This is a genomic window from Agrobacterium sp. 5Ca39, assembly GCF_055382365.1.
In genome coordinates, this window is the sequence record NZ_AP026436.1 from 2,774,363 (window position 1) to 2,799,022 (window position 24,660).

Below are 24,660 nucleotides of genomic sequence, written 5' to 3' on the forward strand. Positions count from 1 at the left end.
AGTTTCCGTCTGGGACTGCGTTGAAAAAAATCAGGCGATGCCGGCCGCCAGAAGCGCGTGAACGCTTTCATCGAAATGACGCGCCATCAGCGTTGAAGCGGTTTGCGGGTCACCGGCGGCAATGGCCTGTCCGATGGCGATGTGAAGTTCGCCTGCAGCATGTCGCTGTGCATCGGATGTGCGGCTTTTCCAGCCGATCGGCCACGTCTGGCGCGTTACATTCTGAAAGGCGCCGAGAATGAGTTCAAAAACCGGGTTCTTGGAGGCTCTTGCAACAGCAAGGTGAAAAGCCAGATCGTGTTCCATGACCTTGTCATTGTCGCCAAAGTCCCGCTCCATGTTGTTGGCATGGTCGAGAATGGTGAGCGCTTCCGCATCCGTTCTTCTGAGCGCCGCGAGCGTCACGGTTCTGACCTCGATCGTACGGCGCACATCGTAGATCTGCTGGATATTGATCTGTTCGGTGTGAATGCCGTGTTCGAACATCAATGACATCGCACCATGATCCAGCGTCGCTACCGTAGCGCGTTTGCCGGCGCTGACATCGATCAGCCGCATGGCCGATAGGGACCGGAAGGCCTCACGGACGACGGTGCGGGAAACGCCGAGCTGCTGCGAAAGCGAAAGTTCGCTGGGGAGCTTGGCGCCGGGCGCAAGTTCGTTTTCGCGGATATGACGGGTGATCGCGCCGATCGTGCTGCTGACGAGGCCGGATTCATGCGAAATGGCACTTAACATTTTTCCTCCAACCTGTAGTACAGGTTTACGGAAAATTGCTTACAGGATTTTTGGGCGCGAAACAAGCGGCATCACGGAGCATTATGTTTGCCAGGCGGAAATGCCTACGCTTCGAAATCCCGCAAGAACCGTTTCAACAGCTGGTTCAGCGTCGTGCGCTCTTCCTCGCTCAGACTGGAGACCAGGCGCTGCTGGTTTTCGACATGTGCACCGACCGCTTCCTCGACAATGGAAAATCCCGGTTCTGTTAACGATATCAAGACGCTGCGCCGGTCATCGGGATTATGTATGCGCTTCACAAACCCAGCTTTTTCGAGCTGGTCGATGCGGTTGGTCATGGTGCCGGAGCTTACCATTGTCATCGCCAGCAGATCGCCGGGGGAAAGCCGGTAGGGTGATCCGGAACGCCGTAATGTTGCGAGAACATCGAAAGCGGAGGAGGAAAGACCGTGCTTCAGCAGCACGGTCTCCACCTCTCGCGCTAGATGGGTGGTGAGACGGTTCAGGCGCCCCAGCAGAGCCATGGGTTCAACATCGAGATCGGGCCGCTCCCTGCGCCATTGCGCCAGAATGTGATCGACGCGGTCAAGTGGTTCTTTGCTCATCATCAAGGCATAACAATTAGTATCTTGACGTCAAGATAAAATCACTTAGGGTGCATTTGTCTTGATATAGAGATTCTTGAAATGAAGAAAAATACAGCCTATGCCGCCGATGTGCTGACGACTTCTCTTGCTCCCGCTATTTGGGGCACGACCTATTTCGTCACCACCGAGCTTTTGCCTCATGGATACCCTCTGCATGTCGCCATGCTGCGCGCATTGCCGGCTGGCGTGTTGCTGCTGCTTTTCGTGAGAAAACTGCCAAACGGTATCTGGTGGCCGCGCAGCCTCATTCTGGGGGCACTGAATTTCTCGTTCTTCTGGGCGATGCTTTTCGTTTCGGCCTATCGGCTGCCCGGCGGCGTGGCGGCAACGGTGGGCGCGGTCCAGCCCCTGATCGTGATTGGCCTTTCTCGGCTGTTTCTCGCGACACCGGTCCGGCCGCTGGCTATCGCGGCCGGTTTTCTGGGTATTGTCGGTGTGGCGCTTCTGGTTCTGGCGCCGGGGGCTGCGATGGATGGTATCGGCGTGGCGGCAGGCCTTGCCGGTGCCGTGTCCATGGCTTTTGGAACAGTGCTGACCCGCAAATGGCGTCCGCCGGTGTCGAACCTGACGTTTACCGCCTGGCAACTGACAGCCGGTGGTATCCTGCTGCTGCCGGTCGCGTATTTTTTTGAACCCACACTGCCGACGCCGACGGCCGCCAATATTCTCGGCATGGCCTATCTGGGTCTTATCGGCGCTGCCTTGACCTATTTTCTGTGGTTCCGCGGACTTGCCCGCATCGAACCTTCCGCCGCCGCATCGCTTGGTTTTCTAAGCCCGGTCGTTGCAACCCTGCTCGGCTGGCTGGCGCTCGGCCAAAGCCTCACGCCAGCGCAGATCGCAGGTTTCGTTGCGGTGCTCTTCAGCATCTGGCTCAGTCAGCGCAGCCAGTTGCCGAGATAGGTGTCGTCAGGCCCATTCGCCCTTGCGCATGACAGGAACCGTGGAGCCATCCGGCCTCACGCCGTCAATATCCACCTTGTCGGAGCCGATCATCCAGTCGATGTGGATCAGGCTGGAATTGCCGCCCTGCGCCTTGATCTGATCCTGCGACAGCGACGCGCCGTCGAGGAAGCACTTCGAATAGCACTGACCGAGCGCGATGTGGCACGAGGCATTTTCATCGAACAGCGTGTTGTAGAACAGGATGCCGCTTGCCGAAATCGGCGAGGAATGCGGCACCAGCGCCACTTCACCGAGACGCCGCGCGCCTTCGTCAGTGTCGAGGACCTTGTTCAATACGGCTTCGCCCTTCGAAGCCTTGGCTTCGACGATACGTCCACCCTCGAACTTTACCTGGATATCGTCGATCAGCGTTCCCTGATGCGACAGGGGCTTGGTGCTGGAGACGTAACCGTCGACCCGCAACGCGTGCGGTGTCGTGAACACTTCTTCGGTCGGGATATTGGGGTTGCAGGTGACCCCATTCTTGGCGGTGGAGGCGCCGCCATGCCATTCGTGGCCGTCCGCCAGGCCGATCTTCACATCCGTGCCAGGGCCGGTGAAATGCAGTGAAGCGAAACGTTCGCCATTCAGCCACGCCGAGCGCTTGGCAAGGTTGGCATTGTGCTCAGCCCATGCGGCGACCGGATCAGCCAGATCCACCCGCGAGGCAGCGAAGATGGCGTCGGCAAGCCTGCGGACCGCTTCGTCTTCCGTCACGTCGGGAAACACCTGCTTTGCCCAGGAGGGGTTCGGATAGGAGATGATGTTCCAGTTGATGTCGAAGTTGGAAATCTTCTCCAGCGCCGGCTTATAGGCGGTGGAGTTAGCTTTATTGGCGCGGGCAACCTTGGCGGGGTCCTGTTCGGCCAGCAGCATGGGGTTATCGCCGGCAATTGCCAGCCGCGCCGCGCCGTTCGAATAGGCCTTTGCCATGCCATCATAAAGCCAGCCGGAAGCCCGGTCGAAATTGGCGTCGCTCGCATGGCGATAGCGGGCAAGCGTGGTTTCTTCGTCGGAGTAAAAGGTGGTAACCAGTCCGCCGCCCGCCATATAGGCATGTTTTGTCAGCAATCGCACCAGCGGCAGCGCTGCCAGCGGCGCGGTAATCACCAGATCCTGATCCTTCTGCAATTGCAGACCGACCTTGATGGCGACTTCGGCCAGTTTTTCGAGTTTGACGGGATCGATGGGGGAAACAGTCATGATCTGCCTTCGTCTATTTCAATCGGAGGCGCCGACCATAGCCCATTCCTCCTGAAAGCCAAACGCTTTCAGGCGCGCCCCTGCGCCTCAATCGGCGACCAGCGGTGCGGCAATGGCCTTCAGTGCCGTTTGGGCATCTCGGGGGGAAAGCCTCACCTGCAAGCCGCGCTGCCCACCATTCATGTAGACATAATCATGCGTCATCGCTTTGGCCTCGATGGCCGTAGGCACCTGTTTCTTCTGCCCGAAAGGGCTGATGCCGCCAACATGGTAACCGGTGGCACGCTCGGCATCGGCAGGTTTCATCATGCTGGCGGATTTGCCTCCGAAAGCGGCCGCAAGCCTCTTCATGCTGACCTCACGATCCGAAGGGACGACGACACAGACCGGCTTGCCGTCCAGCTCCGCCATCAGCGTTTTCAGCACCAGATGCGGTGGCTCGCCGATCGCCTCGGCCGCCTGCAGGCCAATGCGGTCTGCATTCGGGTCGTAATCATAGGTAACGGCGGTGAAGGCGACGCCCGCCTTGTTCAGCATCTGGGTGGCGCGGGTTGTTTTGGACATGGCAGATTGCAGTCACGCAAAAAGAGTCTGGTAGGTTTCAGGCTTGAAACCGACGGTTATCTTGCCCTTCGCCTCCAGCACCGGACGCTTGATCATGGAGGGCTGCTCCAGCATCAGTGCAATGGCCTTCTCGCGGCTCAGGCCAGCCTTCTGGCCGTCATCGAGTTTTTTGAAGGTCGTACCGGCGCGGTTGAGAACCGTTTCCCAGCCCGCGGCATCGCACCATGTCTCCAGATGGGCGCGGTCAATGCCCGAGGCCTTGTAGTCATGGAAAGAATAGTCGACGCCATGGGTTTCCAGCCAGCTTCTGGCCTTCTTCATCGTGTCGCAGTTCTTGATGCCGTAAATGATGATCGTCATGCTGCCAGCCTCTTTGTGTTCAAGCTTTCCGGCATAACAAAATATCCGCCTTATTCAACCCGCCGGCTGAGGCGCCCTGCGTCCTTTTGAAGACGCCAAGCCTGAGCCATGCGAAATCGCAATGGCTGATATCCGAACGAGCGCGAGCAAAGCTGCATGGCTTACCTGCTACATCATGAGTTGTAGAACGGCGCGGAAATGCCCATTATCTGGGCATCAAAGATGGAGAGAAAAATGCGTCAGGTTGCAAAGACATCGCGTAACTTCTTCGGTGAAACTTTCGCCGTTCTCGGTGCAGCGCTCTCGGTTTCGGCCGCTGTTCGCGCGCATCGCAAGCCCGCCCGTGCCGATCTCGAAGCCCTCGGCATCGATGGCAAGGCTTTCGACAAGGTTCAGCTCTAAGCTGGTTATCGTTCCCGGCGAGGCGGCACCGCCTCGCTCGCGCCGGATTCCGGAACACCTGGTTCTCGGCGGGCGCTACAAACTGCGCTTTTGTTGGCGCATCCTCTGCGTCTAACAGCAGTTTGGCAGCTAATGCTAGGCATGTATGCCGTGCTTTTTCACGTAAGCGTTATCGTGCCGCCATCTTGTGCGCCGACCGCTTCTGCGGCCTGAATATTTTTTCCGGCAGATATAATTGACTTTCCGGCTGCTCATAGCGGTCCGCTTTCGCCGAAAGCGGGAAGCGCCCGAGAGATTCGTGCCGCGTCTCTCCATTATGGCTGAAGATGAGTTCGAAGCTGCCCGCCAGCCAGCTATATGGTTTTTCAACAGGCATGATGTCGATTTTCCCGCAGCCATAGACCACGGTGAGATGCGGCGTGAACGACGATGCGGCAACAAAGGGCAGATTGGCCCGCCAAAGCGCGCGCTGCACCATCTTCGCCAATGCTCTGAGCTCCAGCATCTCGCGGCGGCTGCTTAGCGCCAGACAGCTGCGATTACCGAAAAGCGAGCTGCCATCGAACGTAATCGGAACGGGACGCGCCCTTATTTCCCCCAGTGCCGCCTTCAGCCGGTTTGCGAAACCGCGAGGCACGGTGTCGAAACACCCGACGCAAAGGAGGGTGATATGCAGAAGCTCGGCTGGATGGGCCGCCCTCTTCGTCCGCCCGGCGGCATGGCACGATGCATCGGTGAAAATTCTCTCCGCCAAGGCCACGGGCGGCTTCAGCACGATTAAGACCTTGTTGCCAAATCGCGGATTGACCCGTCGCTGCTTCTCCAGATCGAAGCCTTCGAGGAAAAGCTGCCCTGACCCTCCATTATCCGTCAACTCGAAACCCACGACGATGCTCCACGGCCTTTGCTCAAGGCCGCAATATTATCATCGCCGAGGAAAATTGGAAGAACAAAAAGCGAACAAAACTTCATCATATGCGGGGCAATATCCGATACGGCCTTTCGCGAACGCAATCCGTATAACCCGGCAACTCGGTCTGGGACAGACGATCTCAGCTGGTCCGCAGGACCAGCAATCCGCTAGCGAAGGTGGCGGGAAGCAGGGCCAACCGAGAAGCCAATGCGAGTGGCATGTCGATGGGGGCCAGGCAATGACGGGGCAATGGCTGAGGGCATGCCTTTATTTCATGGTTCTCCGCCTGTGATCGTCGGGGTCGATCCTCGTCCGGATCCCATCGCCGGCGCTTATTCACTGCGAAGAACGTGTTTGACATTCTACCTACTAGTTGGTAGGCAAAAGCATGAAAAGCTCTAAAACCAAAGCCGATGACATTCTCCAGTGCGCCCGGACCCTGATTGTGAGAGGGGGCTATAATAGTTTTAGCTATGCCGATATTTCCCATGTAGTCGGCATTCGCAACGCGAGTATCCATCACCATTTTCCAAGCAAGGCGGACTTGGTCGCGAAACTGGTGTCACAGTACAGGCACGAGGCCGAAGCCGGTATCGCCGCGCTGGAGCAGCACATTCCAGATCCGCTGGAGCAGCTTCGCGCCTATATCGGCTATTGGGAGCGCTGCATCGCCGATGCAACCCACCCCTTCTGCGTCTGTGCGCTGCTTGCCGGCGAAATACCGATTCTTCCCGAAGCGGTCGTTCTCGAGGTGCGTGCGCATTTTCGGAGTCTCTCGGACTGGCTTACAGCCGTGCTGGAGCGCGGCGCTTCCCAGGGGCGCCTTGCACTAACCGGCACAGCGCGGGTCAATTCTGAGATGTTCATGGCCACCGTGCACGGCGCAATGCTCTCAGCGCGCGCACATGGCGATGCCGCAAGCTTTGGCGCCATAACCCGCCCGATGCTGGAGCGCATCACCGCTTGAACTGCATCTTGCGAGGGGCGTCGACGCATGACCCAAACGAGACCGACCGATCAACTAATGACGCTGCTCTGGCAGACATGCCGGCGACAATTTGCGTTCCGGACCACCCCATCTTTCAGGAAGAGAAAGGCAATTTCGCATGTTCGGTATTTCTTCGCTTGGCTGGATCCACACGCTCGGCAGCCTGCCGGCCATTCCAGCGGCCATTTTCATGTTTACCCGTTACGGTCGCATCGTCCCCCGATCCACGCCCGGGGCAATCTACTTTGTGTCCATGCTGATTGGCGCTGCAACTGTCTTTCTTGTGGCGCATCAGCCAATCAGCTACGTCGTTGGCGTCCTGACCATCCTGTTCCTGCTTGCAGGCTACGGTATCGAACGCGTTCTGGGTTCAACGCGTATCGCCAGATATATTGAAACCATCTGTCTCAGCATTACCGCATTTCTGTTGATGGTCCCGACGGTGAGTGAAATTCTGCGCCGTGTTCCCGACGGTCATCCGATAGTGACAGACCTGAAATCGCCGCTGCTTCTCGGCGCCCAGGCAGGATTGCTGGCGATCCTCGTGGTCGGCCTGACTGCCCAGATGATCTATCTCATCCGACAAAACAAAAACGCCGCGAACTAGTCGCGGCGTCGTCTTTCTTCCTTAGATACGGTGGCGTTGCGGCAGCAACCTCACCGTATCGAGTATGGTCCTATTCCCACTCGATCGTGCCGGGCGGCTTGCTCGTGACATCGTAGACGACACGGTTGATGCCGCGCACTTCGTTGATGATGCGGGTTGCCGCACGGCCGAGGAAGTTCATGTCGTAGGGATAGAAATCCGCAGTCATGCCGTCCACCGAGGTCACCGCGCGCAGCGCACAGACGAAGTCATAGGTTCGGTAGTCGCCCATGACGCCAACAGTCTGGACCGGCAGCAGCACGGCGAAAGCCTGCCAGATGGTGTCGTAAAGACCGGCCTTGCGGATCTCGTCGAGATAGATCGCATCCGCTTTACGCAGGATATCGAGCTTTTCACGGGTAATCGCACCGGGGCATCGGATCGCAAGACCCGGACCGGGGAAGGGATGGCGGCCGATGAAGCTTTCCGGCAGGCCGAGTTCGCGGCCAAGAGCGCGCACTTCATCCTTGAAGAGTTCACGCAGCGGCTCGACGAGCTGCATGTTCATGCGCTCGGGAAGACCGCCGACATTGTGGTGGCTCTTGATGGTCACCGAAGGGCCGCCGGAGAAGGAGACACTTTCGATGACGTCGGGGTAGAGCGTGCCCTGCGCGAGGAAGTTCGGAGCACCCTTGCCATCGGCGGCAATCTTGGCCGCTTCGGCCTCGAAAACCTCGATGAACAGACGGCCGATGGTCTTGCGCTTCACTTCCGGATCGGAAACGCCGGAGAGTTCGCCGAGGAACAGGTCGGATGCGTCCACATGAACAAGCGGAATATTGTAGTGGTCGCGGAACATGCCGACGACCTGTTCGCTTTCCCCAAGCCGCATCAGCCCATGATCGACGTAAACGCAGGTCAGCTGGTCGCCGATAGCCTCATGAATGAGAATAGCTGCAACCGAAGAATCGACGCCGCCTGAAAGTGCACAGAGCACCCGGCCGGTGCCGACCTGCTCGCGGATCTTGCGGATCATCTCGGCGCGATAGGCCGCCATCGTCCAGTCGGATTTCAGACCAACGATCTTGTGCACGAAGTTTGACAGCAGCTTGCCGCCATCGGGCGTATGCACCACTTCCGGATGGAACATGGTGGAGTAATAGTGGCGCTTCTCGTCCGCTGCGATGGCGAACGGTGCGTTTTCGGAGGTTGCGATGACCTCAAAGCCTTCCGGCAGCTTCGTCACGCGGTCGCCATGGCTCATCCACACCGGGTAGCTTTTGCCCTGCTCCCAGAAGCCTTCGAACAGCGGGCTAGCCTTCTTGATGTCGATATCGGCGCGGCCGAATTCCGCCGCATGGCCGCCCTCGACAACGCCGCCGAGCTGTGTGCACAGTGTCTGCTGGCCATAGCAGATGCCGAGGATCGGTACCTTGCTGTCGAACACTGCCTGCGGCGCGCGCGGGCTTCCTTCCGCCGTGACAGATGCGGGGCCGCCGGAGAAGATCACGCCCTTGGGCTGAAGTTTCTCAAACGCCTCTGCGGCATTCTGGAACGGGTGGATTTCGCAATAGACCCCGGCTTCGCGGATGCGGCGCGCAATCAGCTGCGTCACCTGGCTGCCGAAATCGATGATGAGAATGCTGTCGGGATGGGCTATCTGGGTCATGGCGAGCCTTTAAAGAAAATGGCGGCTTTAGGCAACCCGGAAGCGGGTGGCAAACGGTAGAAAATCGCGAAAATCGCAAGGTTCAGAGGGCTATCGCGCCGTCTTCGATAGCGCGACAGAGCCGGTCAACGGCATCCGCCAGTTTTTCGTCGATGATGTGCAGATACTCGGTCCAGTCATTCACGTGTTTCACATCGGCCTTGCCGTCGGAAATACCGCGCAGGCCAATCAGCGGTAAACCGAAACGCTGGCATGCTCTTAAAACTGCATATGTCTCCATTTCCACCATATCGGCGTCGATCAGCCCATAGGCCTCGCCTGAAACGACGTTGGCGCCGGTGGAAAGCCGCGCCCCGGCAACATCGGGTATCCGCAATGGCAAGGCCACCTCCGCCGGCAGGTCGAGAAACGGTGTGCAACCCTTCGCAAAACCGAAGGGAGAGGCATCCATGTCACGATAAGAAACAGACACCGCCTGGTAGATTGCGGTCTGTTCGAGCGTGCGGGAACCGGCGGAGCCGAGCGACACAACGAGGTCTGGCAGATGGCCCGCCGTATCGAGACCGGCAAGAGCGGTCGTGACCGCAATAGCCGCTTCGACCGGTCCAACACCGGTCATCAGCGGTGTGATGCGTGCCTGCAGGTGGGGACCGTATTCGGCGGAAGCCGCCATGACGAAGAGGATTGATTTATCCGCGACATGCATAGGCCGGTAGCTCATCCGGTAATATCCTCGCGTCCTTTCACCACCATCATCGTGCCCGTCATTGAGGCGATCAGCTTTGCCGGCCCATCAGACAGGGCATAGGCGCGGCCATCGGCGACAATAAGATTATTGCCTGGCTTGATGATCTCGCCGCGAAACAGAAACCGCTCGCCGCGTCCCGGCGACATGAGGTTCACCTTGAACTCGATGGTCAGCAGCGAGGCTTCCGGCTCAATGATCGTATAGGCGGCATAGGTGCAGGCGGTATCCAGACCGGCGGCGATGACACCCGCATGCAGTATGCCGTGCTGCTGCGTCAGCTTTTCATGAAAAGGGAGTTCGATTTCCACCAGCCGGTGTTCGATACGGCTGATTTCGGCGTTAATCGCCTGAACCACGCCCTGCCGCGCAAAGCTTCTTTCTATCCGCTGACGAAAATCGCCGGGATCAGTGATCTCCATGGCCTGCCTGCCTGCTTCTGCCTCATCGCAAACTGACATGGCGCGGGGCGGCAGGCAAGACAAGGGCGATGCGGCAAATTAGAGAAATTAGGAAAAATCCAGCGCGCTTTTCCTTTGGAAATGCGCAAGCACTTTAGTTAAGCATGCCGATGCTTGCGTTGAGCACCGTCGCAAAGGCGACCCATACGGCATAGGGTACGAAAAGCCACATTGATATGCGGTCACGACGATAGGAAAGCGCTATAAAGGCGACGATGCTGATCAGCATCGGGATGATGACAATCAATGCGCCAGCCGGACTTTGCATGCCGAAAAAGATCGGCGACCACAGAAAGTTCAGTACCATCTGGGTGAACCAGAGCCGCATGCGCGTTCCCATCGGCCTGCGAATCCATGTCCGCGCGCCAGCAACGCCGATCAGCACGTAAAGCGCGGTCCAGACAGGCCCGAAAATCCAGTTGGGCGGATTGAAGAAAGGCTTCTGCAGCGATTGATACCATTCGCCGGGTACATTGTTGACGCCGATCAACGCCCCTACGGCAACAACGACAACCACAAAGACAATATAGATCGCAAGATTTCTCATGATCGGTCCAATGCGCCGGCTGGGCTTTTGTTCCCCTGTTTTTTCAATATTTTAGCTGGATAGCCGCACGATGTGCTGGTCCCATGCCACATCGCTGCGCCGGGTTCCGAAAAACCCCTGATAGGACGAAACCGCGATGCCTCTTAAGGCGGGCGCAACACCTGCCGCGTCCCGCACTGTCGTCTCGGAAACCACACGCCCGGTTTTTGCATCCAGCGTCACGGCGGCGTTGCCGTTGGGCGAGGTCAGGCCAACCAGCTGATCGCGTCGGTTGACGGCGATGGCACCCACATAATTGGCAAGGCGGACCGTTGTTTCTTCCGGTAGATCCACAAAGGTTACATCCTCACCCCTAGAGAAATGGCCGACAAGTGGCGGAAGATCGTTGCGCGGTCCTTCATACTGGCAGGCGAACCAGATGCGCCCGTCATCCCCGATATCGACATGACGTGTGGATAGCTGCCGCAGTCCGTTCGGCATCGCGTGTTTCTGAATCAAATGGCCGGTTGCTGCGTCCAGCAGCACGAGAGAAGGTTGCATCCTGTCGACGTTGAGCTTGGTGCGGCCGAAATCCGGATGGGTTTCGATACCACCATTGGCGATGATGATCGTTCGCCCGTCGTCGCTCACCGTCATGTCATGCGTGCCGACGCCATGCGCGTCATATTCGCCGATGCGTATGAAGCCGTTTCTGGCGTCATAGAGCCCGATAACGCCACGATTGCCGTCGAAGTCGTTTTCGCTGGCATAGAGGATCGACCCATCTGGCGAAAACTGTCCATGACCGTAGAAATGGCGGTTTTCCGGCGTGTGCATCACGATCGGTTCGCGATGCCCCCCGGGGTCGAAGGCCATAAAGAATGTCCCCGGCCGGCGGGCAAAGGCCACGGTCATGCCGGTCGCGCGGCTCGTCGCCATTCCATGGGCGCGGGCAGGAAGCGTGACGCGGTCGATGATCTCGCCGCCCTCGCTCACCGTCGCAATGCCGTAGGACCCGTCACGGGCGCGGAAGGCAGAAGCAAAGACCGCGTCTGTCCGCTCAAGCGCATAAAGTGAACGGGGAGCCAAGGCGGTGAGGAAGGAAACTCCCGCCGCTTTGATGAAGCTGCGCCGATCTATCAGTGTCCGCCTGGTGCCGGAGATCATCGGCTCAATCCCCATCGGCGAAAGAAAAGCCGGAACTGAGGCCAATCGCGCCGCCATATTGATCGTTTAACCGGTAGATAAGGTCTTTGCCGTTCAGCAGAAGATAATCCACCTTCGCTCGCTGATCGTCCTGATCCAGCGCCTTTTGCACATCTGCATCGATTGTCCCGGCCACGCGGATCATCGATTTGGCAATGAAGTCGATGGAATTTACGATGGAGCGTTGGTCGGGGGGGACGAGTTCGGCCATATCGGCGGTATGCAGCAGTGTCTGAATGGCCTTGATGTTTGTGGAGATGCTTCTCCATGTCAGGCCAGACCGCCAGTAAATGGCGGTGCGGGGAAACGTCGCCTTGTCCGGCCCCTTGTAAAAGGTCTCGATCCGCTGGTCGCGGATCGCCTCGGCGCCGTGCACCAGAATGCCGAGCAGGGCAACCAGCGCCTCTCGTTCGTCGCGGAAGACGGGGTTATCAGGCCCCGGCTGCGTCCAGTTTTTCTGTGCGCCATCGGCCGCGTTCCAGCTATCGGAAAGCTCTGCCGCGACATCGGCGATATTGCCGGCAATGGCGGCTCCGAAACGGCAGCGGAAATCGCCCTTCTTATCAAGAAGTTCGTTCGCGCCGGTGCCGTAGAGAATGAATTCCAGGGCGCCCAGCCCCTGTGCGGCAACGCTCTTGCCACTCAGGCCTTCGGCGGTGGTAACGCTTTCATCCTTGTCGGAAAGGTAACGCTGAACCTGTTTCAGCCCTAGCCCCTTCTTGTCGGGATAATAAAGGACGCGCTCGAAACGGTTCTGTTCGATGACAGGGCCGACACGCACGATCTCTATGGTCGACCAGCTTGAGACCGCATCGGCAAAGGCGTCCTTCGCCGTCTTCTCCGTCGTAGCAGAAGGCGCCGCGCAGAAAGCCTTCATGCTGTCCTCCAGCGTCTCTGCCGAGCGTCGGAAGTGGTCGTAGCCGGGTCGGATGAAGCCGTTCACTGCCTTTTCCATGACGCCGCGCACCTGTGCGGGGTCGAGCGGTGGCGGCGGCATCAGTTCCACATCCTGGGCCATGGCCGGCTGTGTCGTCAAAAGCATCAGCATGGATATGAGGCCGGAGATTTTTCGCATGGCTTTTTTCATTAAAGAGACTCCAGAAAGGCCAGCAAAGCCTGCCGGTCGGATTTTTTCAAGACGGCAAAGGCGTCGCGCGCTTTCTGACCTTCGCCGCCATGCCATAATATCGCTTCCGTCAGGCTGCGCGCGCGCCCGTCATGCAGGTAAAAACCATTGCCATTCACGCGTTCTGTCAGACCTATGCCCCAGAGAGGCTGGGTCCGCCAGTGTCGTCCGCTTGCTTCGCCCACCTGTTGGCCATCGGCAAGCTCCTCTCCCATGTCATGCAGCAGAAAATCGGAATAGGGCCAGATAAGCTGAAACGCATGCATCGGATCGGCGGCATCGCGTCGGGTGACGAATTTGGGGGAGTGGCAGGCCGTGCAGCCCGATGCGTAAAAGAGTTGCTTGCCCCGCAGCACCATCGGCTCACCGACATCACGCCGTTGCGGCACGGCGAGGTTTTCAGTGTAGAAGGTCACGAGATCGAGAACCTGATCCGGCGCCTCCACCGGCCCGAGCCGCGGTTGCACGCCCGTTGGCATGGCGAGACATTTTTTCTGCCTGTCGGTACAGTCGCCATAGGCATTCGGCGCATCCGGTGTGGAGATGCCGATATCGTGGGAGAAAGCGCTTGCGCTCTGGTCGCGTACGCTCGCGTTCTGAGCTTTCCAACCAAACCTCCCGATTTTCGTTTCGCCGGTGCGATGATCCTTGACCCAAGCGGGACGCCCTTGAATGCCGTCCCCATTCTTGTCGTTCGGATCGGCGTTGGCCAGAATATCGGTGTCGCTGATAGCTTCTATCAAGCCAAGCCCAAGGGTCGGCATGGCAATGCGTGCTGACAGCGAAGTATCGGCGCTGAGCGGGCCATATTTCAACTCTGCCACGGCATAATCAGGCTGGCGCAACGTCACCATCTCACCATCCGCCAGGGACACTCGCTTTTCCGTATAGGTGATGACAGCCTTGCCCTCGGCCTCAAGGCCGGGAATGGCAAGATTCTGAAGCTGCCGTCCATAAGTGTCGTCAGGAAAGTTCAACACTTCATGGCGCGCGATCGCCGTCCGTTCCGCCTCGTCTCGAGCCGGCCTTGCCAGCCGTAGAAACAGAGAGACGGCGTCTTCGCCGGCAAGAGGCGGACGGCCCCTGCCATCCTTCACATGGCACGTCTGGCAGGATCGGGCGTTGAAGAGCGGCCCCAAACCGTCTGAAGCCTGCGTGGAAGAAGGAGAAGAGACCCACAATTTCTGAAACAGCGCGTTGCCAAGCTTAAAATCCTGCCTCCGCTTCGGGGGCATGGTGGCTGACGGATGGGAAAACGCGTTGCTGTCAGTTCTGTTGGTATTGGTCGACGCCCCGCCAGACATGGCTTCGAAAGGCTCCGGGCCGGTAAAATCGATCGCCGGAGCGGTTACGGCAAGAACGCGGTTTCTGTCATTTTCCGTCAGATCGTCACGCAAGGATGCGGCAAGCGTCGCCGTCGCCAAAAGACAGGCTGCCCCGGCGAATAAGAACGGCCTACGGATCGGCGACAGAGACATTTCCATGAAAGTCAAACGCGTGCGGGGAGCAACAGGCCGCAGTCTCCCTGCGGCCAGTTTTTGCCGTTTATTTGAAAACGGCGTTCGGATTATCGAGGCTGTCGGATCCTTCGAGGTCAATCTTGCCGAGATCGAGTGCAGCAATGACGCGTTCGACCGACTTCGTCTGGTCGAGGAGGCCATCGATGGCGGCCTGAACCACGGCGTTGCCTTCCTTGTTGCCCTCGCCGATCATCTGATCGTAGGCCTCGACCGTCTGAGCGCGCTTTTCCATCGCGTGCATGGCATTGAGCGTCTTGTCCAGCTTCGCCAGCATCTCGTCGTTCAACGCCTTGTCTTTGGAGCCGACCAGTTCCGAGAGCGACGCGCCAGTCATCTTCGTTCCGTCCACACGGGTATAGTCGCCGGTATAGGCCGAGGCGATGCCGATCGCGTCGTTGAGATGCGAATTATAGGTATTGTCGGAGAAGCAATCATGCTCCTCTTCCGGATCGTGCAGCAAAAGGCCAAGTTTCATGCGTTCGCCGGCCAATTCACCATAGGAGAGCGAGCCCATGCCGGTGAGAATGGCGGTGAGGCCTGCCTTCGGATCGCCTTCCAGCGTTTTGGTTGCTTCGCCTTCCGGCGCCCAGGCGTCGACCATCTCCTGCAGATCCTTGATCAGCAGGGTGGAGGCGGATTTCAGATAATCGGCACGGCGATCGCAATTGCCGTTCGTGCATTTCGCCTTGTCATAATCGGTGTAAGGGCGGTTGCCTGCGCCCGGCCCGGTGCCGTTCAGATCCTGGCCCCAGAGCAGGAATTCGATGGCGTGGTAACCTGTCGTCACATTGGCTTCGACATCGCCCGCCTCGTGCAGGCTTTCGATGAGTTCCGGGGTGATCTTGGAGGCGTCGACCTCTTCACCACTGATCTTGATCTTCGGGTTGGCGATGATATTCGCAACATAAAGCTCGTTTTCGTCGCTTTCCGTGCCATAGGAACCATCGACGTAGTCGATCAGGCCTTCGTCCAGCGGCCAGGCGTTCACCTTGCCTTCCCAATCGTCAACGATCGGGTTGCCGAAACGATAGACTTCCGACTGTTGATAGGGAACACGTGCCTTGATCCAGGCTTCCCGCGCGGCCTTTAACGTCTCTTCGCTCGGTGTGGCGATCAATGCGTCGACGGCCTTATCCAGCGCCTTCGCTGTGATCAGCGAATCCTCGTATTTCGCGTGTGCGACATCGGCATAGTGCTTGACAACAGCGGCCGCGTCAGTGGCAGCCTTTGCAGGAACCGCGGTGAAAGCCGCCGATGCGGCAAGAAGCGCGAAAGAAGCGCTGAGAATGGTTTTGCGGATCATGATCCCTCTCCTTGAGCAGACATGAAATAACTTCACACTGCGGCAAGCGAGTTCTGACCCAATCACAAACTTGTGTCAAACATTCTAGTTTAGAATGCTTTGAAACAAGCCCGTGCTGTATTTCCCAGGTAAAATCCCTGGATGCAAAATGCTTTTATGCTCTGCGTTTCATCAGGCAGAAGAAGAAACCGTCCGTATCTGTGGTTGCAGGCGTGAGCGTCACTGTCTTGCCGTCGGAAGAATGCGGTTTGTTGGCATTGCTGCCGAAAGTCGTTTGCCACCGCTCCAACGCCGAACCAATGGCAAAATCTGGATTTTGCTCGCAGAAACGACGGACCTGCTGTTCGTTTTCTTCGGGAAGCACCGAACAGGTTACATAGAGCAGCTCTCCGCCCGGGCGCACGAATCCCTTGGCCTGCGAAAGTGCCTCGCCCTGCTGTTGCACGCGCTCTTCCAGATTGCGCGCGGTCAGCCGCCATTTGGTGTCGGGGCGCCGCCGCCATGTTCCGGTTCCGGTGCAGGGGGCATCGACGAGAACGCGGTCGAATTTTTCCTGAAACGGTGTGAGGCCCGATGGACGGTCATGAACCTGCACATTACGCGTGCCGGCCCGCTTCAGCCGTTCGATGATCGGCGCAAGGCGCTTGCGGTCGGCGTCGAAGGCGTGGACCTGACCCTTGTTGTTCATGCTGGCAGCCATGGCCAGCGTCTTGCCGCCGCCGCCTGCGCAATAATCGAGGATCTGATCACCCTCATGCGCGCCGGCGAGATCGGCGACGATCTGCGACCCCTCGTCCTGCACTTCGAACCAGCCCTTCTGAAAGGAGAGTTCGGCGGTGACGTTCGGCAGGCGGGATGGGCCTTCGCCTGCGGGAATGCGAACACCCTGACGGGCGATGTGCGTGGCCTCCGCGCCGCTTTCCTCAAGAACCTTCAAAACCTTTTCACGGGTCGCCTTCAAGGTGTTGGCACGCAGATCGAGAGTAGGGCGCTCATTGAGCGCCTGAGCCTCAGTCAGCCAGCGCTCCCCGAATGCGGTCTCGAAGGAAGATTGCACCCAATCGGGAATGTCGCCCTGAACATGGGCCGGCGCCTCGGCAAGGGAACGGGAGAGAAATGCCTGCTGTCTTTCAGCGTCCGGTGCGGCAGGCGCGAATTTGTCACCATCGAATTCCGCTGCCAGTTCCGTGAAGCTCTTGCCCCATTGACGCAACAGAACAGCGTAGCCGAGTGAGGTGGCGCTGTCGTCATCCATCAGCCAGGCGTGCGACAGTTTCATGCGCAACGCATCATAGACAATGTTGCCGATCGCGGCCCTGTCGCCCGACCCGGCGAAACGATGGGCAAGGCCCCAGTCCTTCAGAGCATCGGCGACGGGACGCCTGCGTCCCTCAATATCCGCCAATACTTCGATTGCTCCGGCCAAACGCCCGCCTAATCGCATTGTCTACCTCGTTTTCCTGACAAGTCCGGTTGGTAGACGCGAATGGCGGCGAGGGCAAGGCTCAATCGGCTTTGACGACCTCGTAGCAGACCTTGGCAGTGCCGGAGTTGATCATGCCGATGTTTTTGGCCGCAGCCTTGGAAAGATCGAGAACGCGACCCTTGATAAATGGCCCGCGGTCATTGATGCGAACGACAACGGCCTTGCCGTTGCGCGCGTTGGTAACCTTGACCTTGGTGCCGAACCGCAGGGAGCGGTGGGCGGCGGTCAGATTGGCGGCGTTCATACGCTCGCCAGAAGCAGTCTTGGAGGTCAACGCATACCACGATGCGCCTCCACAACCATTTGCCGCATTCGCCTGAAGAGGCGCGATGATGGAACAGGCGGCGATAGTTGCAGCGGTGAAAGTTATACGACGGATATTCAAAACAGTGCTTCCCTGAAAATCGGCCCCGCGCCGATTGATTGTGCCCTTGCTAAACGGCCATGAACTGGCCTGAACGCCTTTTGATGCGAGATTGTAGGGCGAGGGAAAAATGGCGAAAAAAAGCTGATCTCAAATCACGAACTGTTACAGACTGTAACATTCGTGATCATCGGCCGGAAGCTGCCATTGCCGCGCCCGTTTGAAGAAGCGGAAAAAATAACGCAGAATCAATGCTCAATGGGAATGCTGTTGCAAGTCACGGCTTCGTGAATCCACTTCACGAAATGTGAGTGAAATATTTTTCTAATGACTACGATTTTAGTCATTTCGGCTTGGTTAATAAAATCCTAATTGGCTGAAATAAGACGAAAACCATCCGCAAAAGCGGGATTGGAAGGATTTTTCATCGCTTTTGGAGATGGCATTTTTCAGCCTCGCCAGAGGCCGTTTTCCCATAATTGTCGAAGCGAGGCCCTGTACTCCGGGAAGCGAACATCGAAGCCCAGATCGCGAATTCTGGCGTTGGAAACGCGCTTGTTCTCGCCATAAAAAGAGCGCGCCATCGGTGTTAGATCGGCAGTTTCAAAGGCCTGTTCGGGTGGTGGTTCCACTCCCATCAGCGCTGCCGCGAAGCTTACCACATCCTGCGGGGGGCAGGGTTCATCATCGGTCACGTTGAAGATGCCGCCTTCGTGTTTCTGTGCCAGGAAGGCAACCGCCGCGCCGATATCCTCCACGCGGATGCGATTGAATACCTGGTCCTTCTTCACCAGCCGCCGCGCCGTTCCCTTCTCGAAATTCATGAAAGCATTGCGCCCCGGGCCATAAATTCCGGATAGACGCAGGATGGAAAGCGGCGCGTCGGCGTCGCGGGCCGCTTCAGTCCATGCGGCCTCAGCCGCTACCCGCTCAACAGAACGTGGGGAAACGGGGCGGCAGGGTGTTGTCTCGTCCACCCAAGCGCCGCCGTGGTCGCCATAAACACCCACGGTGGAAAGATAAGCGATCCATGCCAGATTGGGCAGGAGCTTTTTCAAGTCGCCGTCCAGAAGCGGAAGCAGAGGATCGCCATCCTTGCCCGGCGCGACGGATTGTATGAGATGCGTGACATTGCCCATCGCAGCGACGAGCTCATCATTGAGCTGGACGCCGTCAAAGAGCAAGGGCGTCATGTGTGCGCTGGCGAGGCCAGAGAATTTGTCCTGACTGCGCGTGGTGCCGGAGATCCCTGCTGCTTGGGATTTCAGCGCGTTGGCAATGGCTTTCCCCGAATAACCCGCGCCAAAAATCATCACATGCATGGTTCACGCCTCTGCCAATTGCCATTCCATTTCCGCCTCCGGATCAGTCTCCGGTGCGCGCGTGGCAGAGTATGTACGGAATTCCTGCCTGTCCATAAGCCGCGATAAAGCCCATGCGGCCATGCCGCGTACCTCCGGCGAAGGGTCCGTTTCGGCAAGAGCTTTGCATCGTTCCACGAACTGCGGGTTTCCGGAGTTGCCGGCCGCAATCAGCACATTGCGGATAAATCGGCTACGGCCGATGCGTTTGACGGGAGAGCCACTGAAAAAGCTGCGGAAGGCAGCATCATCCAATGTCAGGAGGAAATCGATAGACGGATCTTTCAGATCATCGCGCGCCTGCAATTTCATTTCCGAGGCGCTGGCCGCGAACTTGTTCCATGGGCAGGCGGCGAGGCAATCGTCACAGCCGTAGATGCGATTGCCCATCATCGGCCGGAACTCATGCGGAATTGGCCCCTTGTGCTCGATGGTGAGATAGGAGATGCAGCGACGGGCGTCGAGTTGATAGGGGGCGGGAAAGGCCGCCGTTGGACAGGCATCAAGACAGGCCCGGCAGGAACCGCAATGATCCTTCTCGGCCTCATCGAGACAGAGATCAGCGGTGGTGAACATGCTGCCGAGGAACAGCCAGGAACCATGGCTGCGGCTGACGAGGTTCGTGTGTTTGCCCTGCCAGCCGAGACCGGCGGCGGCGGCGAGCGGTTTTTCCATCACCGGGGCAGTGTCGACGAAGACCTTCACATCCTCGCCGGCGCGTGCGGCAAAGCGCGTGGCGATTTCCTTCAGCCGCCCCTTGATGACGTCGTGGTAATCGCGATTGCGGGCATAGACCGAAATGGCCGCCTTGTCCGGTCTCGAGAGCAGATTGCGCGGGTCTTCGTCGGGACCATAATTGAGGCCGAACATGACGATGGAGCGTACATCGCTCCACAGCGTTTTCGGCTCCGCCCGCCGGGCCTCGGTTTCTTCCATCCACGCCATCGTGCCGTGATAACCTTTGCCGAGAAATTCTCTCAGCCGTTCCGGTGCGAGCGGAATGCTGTCCGGCGCTGTCACGCGACATAGATCGAAGCCAAGCGAAAGGGCTTCCTGACGAATGAAATCCGTCAGTTTGCGCGCGCGTATCCGCTGCTTCTCGTCGGCAACGTCGATGGTAGTCTCTCCTGCGGGTTGTTGCGCGTCATATATAGGCGCAGTCCCGGGCCGCAGCAAATAACCGAAAGGCTGAACTTAAAAGTCCAGATCGGCATAATGGGAGGAGGGGGCGAGGCGCGGAATACGCTCGCTCAGGAACGGCCGGAAGGACGGCCGCGATTTCACCCGCTGATACCATTCCTTGGCGATGGGCGCCTCGAGCCAGTTGATCTCGCCGAGATAATCCAGAACCGAAACCGCGGCTGCGGCGGCAAGATCGGCATAGCTCAGCCGATCACCCGCCAGCCATGTGCGCGAACCGGCCAGCCATTCCAGATACTTTATGTGCTGGCGGATATTGTTGCGGGCTGTGCGCAGCAATTTGGAATCCGGCGGGCCGCCGCCTTGCGCGGTCGTCATCTGCAATTTGTAAACACGCTCCCGTACCAGCGGCCGGGTCACGTCATTTTCCATCTTCTGCAGAAACCATTCCGTCAGGCGGCGAATTTCCGCCCGCTGAAACGGGTCTTCCGCCAGAAGACGCCTGTCACGCTTCAAAACCCCATGGGTTTCATCGAGAAATTCCGCAAGAACGTAAGGCCCGCTGAGGGAGCGCATATTGTCGTCGAGATAGACCGGCAGGGTGCCGGCCGGATTGAGCGCCAGAAACTCCCGCCGTCTTTCCCACGGTTGCTCCTCCACGAGATCGGTCTGGAACCCGTATTCCGCAAGGATCAGACGAACGAACCGGGATGCGGTCGACATCGGAGAGTGATAGAGAGTTGGCATCGGTACTCAATTTTTACGATTGGTTGTCATGATCGGCATCTGCCGGAAAACTTTTTCAGTTTCGCTTCATCAAGACGCTATAAGAGCTTGGCTACTTTAAAACAAGTTTAACGCAATTGCCTTCCATTGCCACTTCCCCCTGAAAAGAAGGATTCCCCATGGGTGACCAATCGATCATCAGCGCGTTTCTGCTGGGTATCATCGAGGGTCTGACGGAGTTCATTCCCGTTTCCTCAACGGCGCATGTGCTGCTGGCCGGGCACTTCCTCGGCTTCAAATCACCCGGCAACACCTTTGCGGTTCTCATCCAGCTCGGTGCGATCCTTGCGATACTTCTTGTTTATTTCCAAAAGCTTGTATCGATAGCGCTCGCTCTGCCGACAAGCGCGAAAGCGCGCCGCTTCGTGCTGGCCGTCGCTCTCGCCTTCCTGCCGGCGGCCATCATCGGCGCCTTGGCGCATGACTTCATCAAGACCGTGCTGTTTGAAACGCCCATGCTCATCTGCGTGGTGCTGATCATCGGCGGGGTCATTTTGCTTGCCGTCGACCGCATGCCGCTAAATCCGAAATATACCGACATCATGGATTATCCGCCATCGCTTGCATTCAAGATCGGCCTCTTCCAGTGCCTCGCGATGATTCCCGGCACATCGCGTTCCGGTGCCACGATCGTCGGCTCGTTGCTGATGGGCACGGACAAGCGCTCCGCCGCCGAATTTTCGTTCTTCCTGGCGATGCCGACCATGCTCGGCGCGTTTACGCTCGATCTTTACAAGAACCGCGATGCCCTGAGTTTCGATGACGGCGCTCTGATCGCCGTCGGCTTCATCGCCGCTTTCGTCTCGGGTCTTTTTGTCGTTCGCTCGCTCCTGGATTTCGTCTCGCGACGGGGCTTCGCGCCCTTCGCCTGGTGGCGCATCGCCATCGGGTCGCTGGGACTTATCGCGCTTCTGGTCCTGGGCTGAGGCTTTAATTTATATGGTCTGAAAAAGAAAAAGCGCCCCGGAAAACCGGCGGCGCTTTTTTTAAACTTCTAAAGGCTGGTCAGTTGGTGCTGATCGAAGCCGTCGCGCAGGGGTCCACGCCATAAGCCGGAGCACAACCGCTCTTGCCCGCTGCAACCGTGCCCGGTGCCATGAATGAACCCGCCAGAACCACCAAAGCCGCACACGCAAAAAAGAGTGCGATAGATCTGCCCATTTTATGATTGCCTTTCAGACGTTCGTTCGCGCGGATCGTGCCGCCGTGTGTGAATTGAGGGTTCGGGATATGTTTGGAATGTGGCGAATATCAATAAAGCAGCTTGTTGAATACCGGGTTAATGCGAAGTCTTTTCCACAGTTGCGCTTGTGCCACGCTTGCCTGCGGAGACCTTTCCGCCGTTAACCTTTTCCAGCGGCTCGCCAGCTCCGATATTGATGTCGTCTCCTTCCCGTTATCGAAGGAGAAATGCACCGAAAGCGGTTTGGTTGCGATGAAGAATGCACAAAAAAGCGGGAACAAGTCCCGCCTTTCAAGTAGGTGCTGCATGGCGGCAGAACTCAGGCCGCCTTGCCCGCATTCGAGAACTGGCCGTGCGGGCGATATTGCACCATGTAGGACGGCAGAACAGACGCAACACGAACGGGCGTAATGCCGATGCCTTCCAGCGTCAGGCCGTTCTTTTCCGCCTCGGCGGAAACGACGTTGTCCTTTTTCAGCATGGTTACCTGATCGGATGTCAGCGGTGGCGTGATCAGCGGCACCATCGAAGCAACCTTGCCGATCATCGAGGCAACGCCGAAAGGCAGATTGACGAACGGACGTTCGCGATAGGTAGCGGCAAGAACGGCCTCAAGACAGTCGCGGAACGTCATTACATCCTGGCCGCCGAGCTCATAGATGGCGCCGGGTTTCAGCTTGCCGTCAACGCTACGAGCGACGGCCTCCGCGACATCCTCGACATAAACCGGCTGGAACCTGGTTTTTCCGCCACCGATCAACGGCAGGAAGGGCATGCCGCGGGCCATCTTCGCGAACTTGTTGAAGAAATCATCTTCCGGTCCGAAGATGATCGAAGGACGCAGGATAACGGCGGCGGGCAGAACGGAATGGATAGCAGCTTCGGCGCGGCCCTTGGTGCGGCCGTAACCCGTGGATGAACCGGCTTCCGCGCCGATGGCGGAAATATGCGTCAGCGTGGCGCCGGCATCGCGGGCGGCCTCGGCGATGGCTTTCGCGCCGAATTCCTGCACGGCGTCAAAGGTGTTGCGGCCACTTTCGGTCAGGATGCCGACGCAATTGACCACATGATCCGCATCTTCCACGGCTTTTACGATGGAATCGCGGTAACGCAGGTTGGCCTGCGCAAAGGAAATCTGGCCGACATTGCCAAGCGGCTGCAAAAAGCCGGCGAGATCGGGTCGGCGCACGGCGACACGAATGCGATAACCGCGCTTGGCGAGCAGTCTCACCACATGCCGCCCGACAAAACCCGAACCGCCGAATACGGTGACGAGGGGGGGAAGGTTGGCCAAGGTCATGGGAGGCTCCTCAGAAGCTGTCGATAAAGCGTTTTTCAGTCTCTTAGCCCAAAGCCGCGCGCACGGGAAGAGATGTTCTCGCCGGGGAGAGGCGGGTTTGGGACATAGGGTTGACGACCGTCAAATTCCCTCGACGATCACCATTTCCGCATCCGCGACTTCCTGGCGGATTTTGGCGGCTGCCTGGTATTCGGGGGAATTATAGCAATCGATGGCGTGTTGCACCGAAGGAAACTCGATGACGACGTTGCGCGCCCGTGCCTTGCCCTCAAGCTCGGTCAAAGCACCGCCACGAGCGAGGAAATTCGCACCGAACCGCTCGAAGGCGGGTTTTGCCGTTGAGACGTAGTCCTTGTAACGCTCGCTGTCGCGAACATCGACGCGGGCGATCCAATATCCCTTTGCCATTTCATCTCCTCCTGTCGTCATTATTGATTAGCTGGAAAGCTGGCGCGCAGCATGTCATCGAGAATGGCGCGGGCCGCCGCTTTCGGATCTTCCGCCCTGACGATCGGTCGGGCGACAACCAGATGGCTCGAACCCGCCTTGATGGCGTCGTAAGGCGTCATCACCCGTTTCTGATCGCCGAGATCGGCGCCCGCGGGGCGAATGCCGGGGGTAACGACGGCAAGATCGGGGCCGAGGATTTCGCGCACGGCGGTCGATTCTTCCGCCGAACAGACGATGCCGCCCATGCCCGCCTCGCGTGCCTGTTCCGCGCGGCGCAGCACCAGCGAACGGGCATCCGCGGCGTAACCGGCTTCGGCCAGATCGCTGTCATCCATCGACGTCAGCACGGTGACACCGAGCAGGCAGAGGCCGGAACCCTCCGCCGCCTTGACGGCAGCACGCATGGCTTTGGGATAGGCATGCAACGTCAGCATCGACATGCCCATCCGGGCGATGTTTTCGACGCCGGAGGCGACGGTGTTGTCGATATCGAGCAGCTTCATGTCGAGGAAGACCTTCTTTCCGCTTTGGACAAGGTCGCGCGCGAATTCCAGACCGCCGGCGAAGACGAGCTGATAACCGATCTTGTAGAAAAGAACCTCGTCGCCGATTTTTGAAACGATGTCTTCGGCCTGCTGCACAGTCGGAACATCGAGCCCGACGATGAGTTTTTCGCGCGCGGTCATTG

The 24,660-nt window shown here is 58.4% G+C and carries 27 protein-coding genes; 5 read left to right on the forward strand and 22 right to left on the reverse strand.

Annotated features, from left to right (window positions below; translation table 11 throughout):
- Positions 1-30 precede the first annotated feature (30 nt).
- Together ACZ47E_RS13570 and ACZ47E_RS13575 are read right to left on the reverse strand one after the other, a co-directional pair.
- Positions 31-738: a FadR/GntR family transcriptional regulator gene (locus ACZ47E_RS13570; RefSeq protein ID WP_004439405.1), complete on the reverse strand. Its 708-nt coding sequence runs from the start codon at positions 736-738 to the stop codon at positions 31-33.
- A gap of 104 nt (positions 739-842) precedes the next feature.
- Positions 843-1,343, reverse strand: a complete 501-nt coding sequence (locus tag ACZ47E_RS13575) for a MarR family winged helix-turn-helix transcriptional regulator (protein WP_037089606.1) — start codon at positions 1,341-1,343, stop codon at positions 843-845.
- An 81-nt stretch (positions 1,344-1,424) separates the two neighbouring features.
- On the opposite strand from ACZ47E_RS13575, the gene pecM reads away from it, so the two are divergent.
- Positions 1,425-2,288: a 4-hydroxybenzaldehyde efflux transporter PecM gene (pecM, locus tag ACZ47E_RS13580; RefSeq protein ID WP_060942485.1), complete on the forward strand. Its 864-nt coding sequence runs from the start codon at positions 1,425-1,427 to the stop codon at positions 2,286-2,288.
- A 6-nt stretch (positions 2,289-2,294) separates the two neighbouring features.
- On the opposite strand, the gene ACZ47E_RS13585 is transcribed toward pecM, so the two are convergent.
- The 3 genes from ACZ47E_RS13585 to ACZ47E_RS13595 form a co-directional block, all read right to left on the reverse strand.
- Positions 2,295-3,533: an aminopeptidase gene (locus ACZ47E_RS13585; protein WP_035206643.1), complete on the reverse strand. Its 1,239-nt coding sequence runs from the start codon at positions 3,531-3,533 to the stop codon at positions 2,295-2,297.
- 87 nt (positions 3,534-3,620) lie between these two features.
- The gene (gene ybaK, locus ACZ47E_RS13590; protein WP_060942486.1) at positions 3,621-4,097 is read right to left on the reverse strand and encodes a Cys-tRNA(Pro) deacylase; all 477 of its coding nucleotides are present in this window, start codon (positions 4,095-4,097) and stop codon (positions 3,621-3,623) included.
- A 12-nt stretch (positions 4,098-4,109) separates the two neighbouring features.
- Positions 4,110-4,457 (reverse strand): ArsC family reductase, encoded by a 348-nt coding sequence (locus ACZ47E_RS13595; protein ID WP_035206648.1) that lies wholly within the window; start codon positions 4,455-4,457, stop codon positions 4,110-4,112.
- A gap of 234 nt (positions 4,458-4,691) precedes the next feature.
- On the opposite strand from ACZ47E_RS13595, the gene ACZ47E_RS13600 reads away from it, so the two are divergent.
- The gene (locus tag ACZ47E_RS13600) at positions 4,692-4,859 is read left to right on the forward strand and encodes a hypothetical protein (protein WP_003503889.1); all 168 of its coding nucleotides are present in this window, start codon (positions 4,692-4,694) and stop codon (positions 4,857-4,859) included.
- A 169-nt stretch (positions 4,860-5,028) separates the two neighbouring features.
- Here ACZ47E_RS13600 and ACZ47E_RS13605 read toward each other — a convergent pair whose 3' ends face one another.
- On the reverse strand, positions 5,029-5,745 hold the full coding sequence (locus ACZ47E_RS13605) for a 2'-5' RNA ligase family protein (protein WP_022555468.1): 717 nt from the start codon (positions 5,743-5,745) through the stop codon (positions 5,029-5,031).
- A gap of 415 nt (positions 5,746-6,160) precedes the next feature.
- On the opposite strand from ACZ47E_RS13605, the gene ACZ47E_RS13610 reads away from it, so the two are divergent.
- The gene (locus ACZ47E_RS13610; protein ID WP_278067162.1) at positions 6,161-6,739 is read left to right on the forward strand and encodes a TetR/AcrR family transcriptional regulator; all 579 of its coding nucleotides are present in this window, start codon (positions 6,161-6,163) and stop codon (positions 6,737-6,739) included.
- Positions 6,740-6,878: 139 nt separating this feature from the next.
- On the forward strand, positions 6,879-7,367 hold the full coding sequence (locus ACZ47E_RS13615) for a hypothetical protein (RefSeq protein WP_006699713.1): 489 nt from the start codon (positions 6,879-6,881) through the stop codon (positions 7,365-7,367).
- Between the two features lie 70 nt (positions 7,368-7,437).
- Here ACZ47E_RS13615 and guaA read toward each other — a convergent pair whose 3' ends face one another.
- From guaA to ACZ47E_RS13680, 13 genes are all read right to left on the reverse strand, one after another.
- Complete coding sequence (gene guaA / locus ACZ47E_RS13620) at positions 7,438-9,015, reverse strand: glutamine-hydrolyzing GMP synthase (RefSeq protein ID WP_022555471.1); 1,578 nt, start codon at positions 9,013-9,015, stop codon at positions 7,438-7,440.
- 82 nt (positions 9,016-9,097) lie between these two features.
- The gene (locus ACZ47E_RS13625; protein WP_004439434.1) at positions 9,098-9,736 is read right to left on the reverse strand and encodes a 5'-methylthioadenosine/S-adenosylhomocysteine nucleosidase; all 639 of its coding nucleotides are present in this window, start codon (positions 9,734-9,736) and stop codon (positions 9,098-9,100) included.
- Positions 9,733-10,182 carry a PaaI family thioesterase gene (locus tag ACZ47E_RS13630; RefSeq protein WP_003520131.1) on the reverse strand — a complete coding sequence of 150 codons (450 nt, stop codon included), beginning with the start codon at positions 10,180-10,182 and terminating at the stop codon, positions 9,733-9,735. Before ACZ47E_RS13630 ends, ACZ47E_RS13625 begins: the two co-directional genes overlap by 4 nt.
- A gap of 133 nt (positions 10,183-10,315) precedes the next feature.
- On the reverse strand, positions 10,316-10,768 hold the full coding sequence (locus ACZ47E_RS13635) for a TspO/MBR family protein (RefSeq protein ID WP_004439437.1): 453 nt from the start codon (positions 10,766-10,768) through the stop codon (positions 10,316-10,318).
- Between the two features lie 51 nt (positions 10,769-10,819).
- On the reverse strand, positions 10,820-11,914 hold the full coding sequence (locus ACZ47E_RS13640) for a DUF1513 domain-containing protein (RefSeq protein ID WP_048902770.1): 1,095 nt from the start codon (positions 11,912-11,914) through the stop codon (positions 10,820-10,822).
- 4 nt (positions 11,915-11,918) lie between these two features.
- Positions 11,919-13,040, reverse strand: a complete 1,122-nt coding sequence (locus tag ACZ47E_RS13645; protein WP_022555474.1) for an imelysin family protein — start codon at positions 13,038-13,040, stop codon at positions 11,919-11,921.
- On the reverse strand, positions 13,040-14,563 hold the full coding sequence (locus tag ACZ47E_RS13650) for a di-heme oxidoreductase family protein (protein ID WP_278067163.1): 1,524 nt from the start codon (positions 14,561-14,563) through the stop codon (positions 13,040-13,042). The genes ACZ47E_RS13645 and ACZ47E_RS13650 overlap by 1 nt, the downstream gene beginning before the upstream one ends.
- Positions 14,564-14,624: 61 nt before the next feature.
- Complete coding sequence (locus ACZ47E_RS13655; RefSeq protein ID WP_037089428.1) at positions 14,625-15,902, reverse strand: imelysin family protein; 1,278 nt, start codon at positions 15,900-15,902, stop codon at positions 14,625-14,627.
- A 154-nt stretch (positions 15,903-16,056) separates the two neighbouring features.
- Entirely contained in the window at positions 16,057-17,346 is a 1,290-nt protein-coding gene (locus ACZ47E_RS13660) for an RsmB/NOP family class I SAM-dependent RNA methyltransferase (RefSeq protein ID WP_174150608.1), read from the reverse strand.
- Positions 17,347-17,407: 61 nt separating this feature from the next.
- The gene (locus ACZ47E_RS13665) at positions 17,408-17,773 is read right to left on the reverse strand and encodes a septal ring lytic transglycosylase RlpA family protein (RefSeq protein ID WP_004439454.1); all 366 of its coding nucleotides are present in this window, start codon (positions 17,771-17,773) and stop codon (positions 17,408-17,410) included.
- Positions 17,774-18,201: 428 nt separating this feature from the next.
- Positions 18,202-19,074 carry an SDR family oxidoreductase gene (locus tag ACZ47E_RS13670; RefSeq protein ID WP_278067164.1) on the reverse strand — a complete coding sequence of 291 codons (873 nt, stop codon included), beginning with the start codon at positions 19,072-19,074 and terminating at the stop codon, positions 18,202-18,204.
- A gap of 3 nt (positions 19,075-19,077) precedes the next feature.
- On the reverse strand, positions 19,078-20,229 hold the full coding sequence (gene queG / locus ACZ47E_RS13675; protein WP_278067490.1) for a tRNA epoxyqueuosine(34) reductase QueG: 1,152 nt from the start codon (positions 20,227-20,229) through the stop codon (positions 19,078-19,080).
- A 78-nt stretch (positions 20,230-20,307) separates the two neighbouring features.
- On the reverse strand, positions 20,308-21,000 hold the full coding sequence (locus ACZ47E_RS13680; RefSeq protein WP_006699702.1) for a glutathione S-transferase family protein: 693 nt from the start codon (positions 20,998-21,000) through the stop codon (positions 20,308-20,310).
- Between the two features lie 158 nt (positions 21,001-21,158).
- Between ACZ47E_RS13680 and ACZ47E_RS13685 the strand changes: the two genes are divergently transcribed.
- Complete coding sequence (locus ACZ47E_RS13685; protein WP_278067165.1) at positions 21,159-21,965, forward strand: undecaprenyl-diphosphate phosphatase; 807 nt, start codon at positions 21,159-21,161, stop codon at positions 21,963-21,965.
- Positions 21,966-22,541: 576 nt separating this feature from the next.
- On the opposite strand, the gene ACZ47E_RS13690 is transcribed toward ACZ47E_RS13685, so the two are convergent.
- From ACZ47E_RS13690 to pyrF, 3 genes are all read right to left on the reverse strand, one after another.
- Positions 22,542-23,522, reverse strand: a complete 981-nt coding sequence (locus tag ACZ47E_RS13690; RefSeq protein ID WP_035206671.1) for a complex I NDUFA9 subunit family protein — start codon at positions 23,520-23,522, stop codon at positions 22,542-22,544.
- A gap of 120 nt (positions 23,523-23,642) precedes the next feature.
- Positions 23,643-23,930, reverse strand: a complete 288-nt coding sequence (locus ACZ47E_RS13695; protein WP_004439466.1) for a DUF1330 domain-containing protein — start codon at positions 23,928-23,930, stop codon at positions 23,643-23,645.
- 20 nt (positions 23,931-23,950) lie between these two features.
- Positions 23,951-24,658 (reverse strand): orotidine-5'-phosphate decarboxylase, encoded by a 708-nt coding sequence (pyrF, locus tag ACZ47E_RS13700; protein ID WP_004439469.1) that lies wholly within the window; start codon positions 24,656-24,658, stop codon positions 23,951-23,953.
- Positions 24,659-24,660: the final 2 nt, after the last annotated feature.

Bases quoted from the DNA above. Each gene is read 5' to 3' on its own strand.
- ACZ47E_RS13570 (WP_004439405.1), bottom strand. From the start codon at position 738: ATGTTAAGTGCCATTTCGCATGAATCCGGCCTCGTCAGCAGCACGATC.
- ACZ47E_RS13575 (WP_037089606.1), bottom strand. From the start codon at position 1,343: ATGAGCAAAGAACCACTTGACCGCGTCGATCACATTCTGGCGCAATGG.
- pecM (WP_060942485.1), top strand. From the start codon at position 1,425: ATGAAGAAAAATACAGCCTATGCCGCCGATGTGCTGACGACTTCTCTT.
- ACZ47E_RS13585 (WP_035206643.1), bottom strand. From the start codon at position 3,533: ATGACTGTTTCCCCCATCGATCCCGTCAAACTCGAAAAACTGGCCGAA.
- ybaK (WP_060942486.1), bottom strand. From the start codon at position 4,097: ATGTCCAAAACAACCCGCGCCACCCAGATGCTGAACAAGGCGGGCGTC.
- ACZ47E_RS13595 (WP_035206648.1), bottom strand. From the start codon at position 4,457: ATGACGATCATCATTTACGGCATCAAGAACTGCGACACGATGAAGAAG.
- ACZ47E_RS13600 (WP_003503889.1), top strand. From the start codon at position 4,692: ATGCGTCAGGTTGCAAAGACATCGCGTAACTTCTTCGGTGAAACTTTC.
- ACZ47E_RS13610 (WP_278067162.1), top strand. From the start codon at position 6,161: ATGAAAAGCTCTAAAACCAAAGCCGATGACATTCTCCAGTGCGCCCGG.
- ACZ47E_RS13615 (WP_006699713.1), top strand. From the start codon at position 6,879: ATGTTCGGTATTTCTTCGCTTGGCTGGATCCACACGCTCGGCAGCCTG.
- guaA (WP_022555471.1), bottom strand. From the start codon at position 9,015: ATGACCCAGATAGCCCATCCCGACAGCATTCTCATCATCGATTTCGGC.
- ACZ47E_RS13625 (WP_004439434.1), bottom strand. From the start codon at position 9,736: ATGAGCTACCGGCCTATGCATGTCGCGGATAAATCAATCCTCTTCGTC.
- ACZ47E_RS13630 (WP_003520131.1), bottom strand. From the start codon at position 10,182: ATGGAGATCACTGATCCCGGCGATTTTCGTCAGCGGATAGAAAGAAGC.
- ACZ47E_RS13635 (WP_004439437.1), bottom strand. From the start codon at position 10,768: ATGAGAAATCTTGCGATCTATATTGTCTTTGTGGTTGTCGTTGTTGCC.
- ACZ47E_RS13640 (WP_048902770.1), bottom strand. From the start codon at position 11,914: ATGATCTCCGGCACCAGGCGGACACTGATAGATCGGCGCAGCTTCATC.
- ACZ47E_RS13645 (WP_022555474.1), bottom strand. From the start codon at position 13,040: ATGAAAAAAGCCATGCGAAAAATCTCCGGCCTCATATCCATGCTGATG.
- ACZ47E_RS13650 (WP_278067163.1), bottom strand. From the start codon at position 14,563: ATGGAAATGTCTCTGTCGCCGATCCGTAGGCCGTTCTTATTCGCCGGG.
- ACZ47E_RS13655 (WP_037089428.1), bottom strand. From the start codon at position 15,902: ATGATCCGCAAAACCATTCTCAGCGCTTCTTTCGCGCTTCTTGCCGCA.
- ACZ47E_RS13660 (WP_174150608.1), bottom strand. From the start codon at position 17,346: ATGCGATTAGGCGGGCGTTTGGCCGGAGCAATCGAAGTATTGGCGGAT.
- ACZ47E_RS13670 (WP_278067164.1), bottom strand. From the start codon at position 19,074: ATGCATGTGATGATTTTTGGCGCGGGTTATTCGGGGAAAGCCATTGCC.
- ACZ47E_RS13680 (WP_006699702.1), bottom strand. From the start codon at position 21,000: ATGCCAACTCTCTATCACTCTCCGATGTCGACCGCATCCCGGTTCGTT.
- ACZ47E_RS13685 (WP_278067165.1), top strand. From the start codon at position 21,159: ATGGGTGACCAATCGATCATCAGCGCGTTTCTGCTGGGTATCATCGAG.
- ACZ47E_RS13690 (WP_035206671.1), bottom strand. From the start codon at position 23,522: ATGACCTTGGCCAACCTTCCCCCCCTCGTCACCGTATTCGGCGGTTCG.
- ACZ47E_RS13695 (WP_004439466.1), bottom strand. From the start codon at position 23,930: ATGGCAAAGGGATATTGGATCGCCCGCGTCGATGTTCGCGACAGCGAG.
- pyrF (WP_004439469.1), bottom strand. From the start codon at position 24,658: ATGACCGCGCGCGAAAAACTCATCGTCGGGCTCGATGTTCCGACTGTG.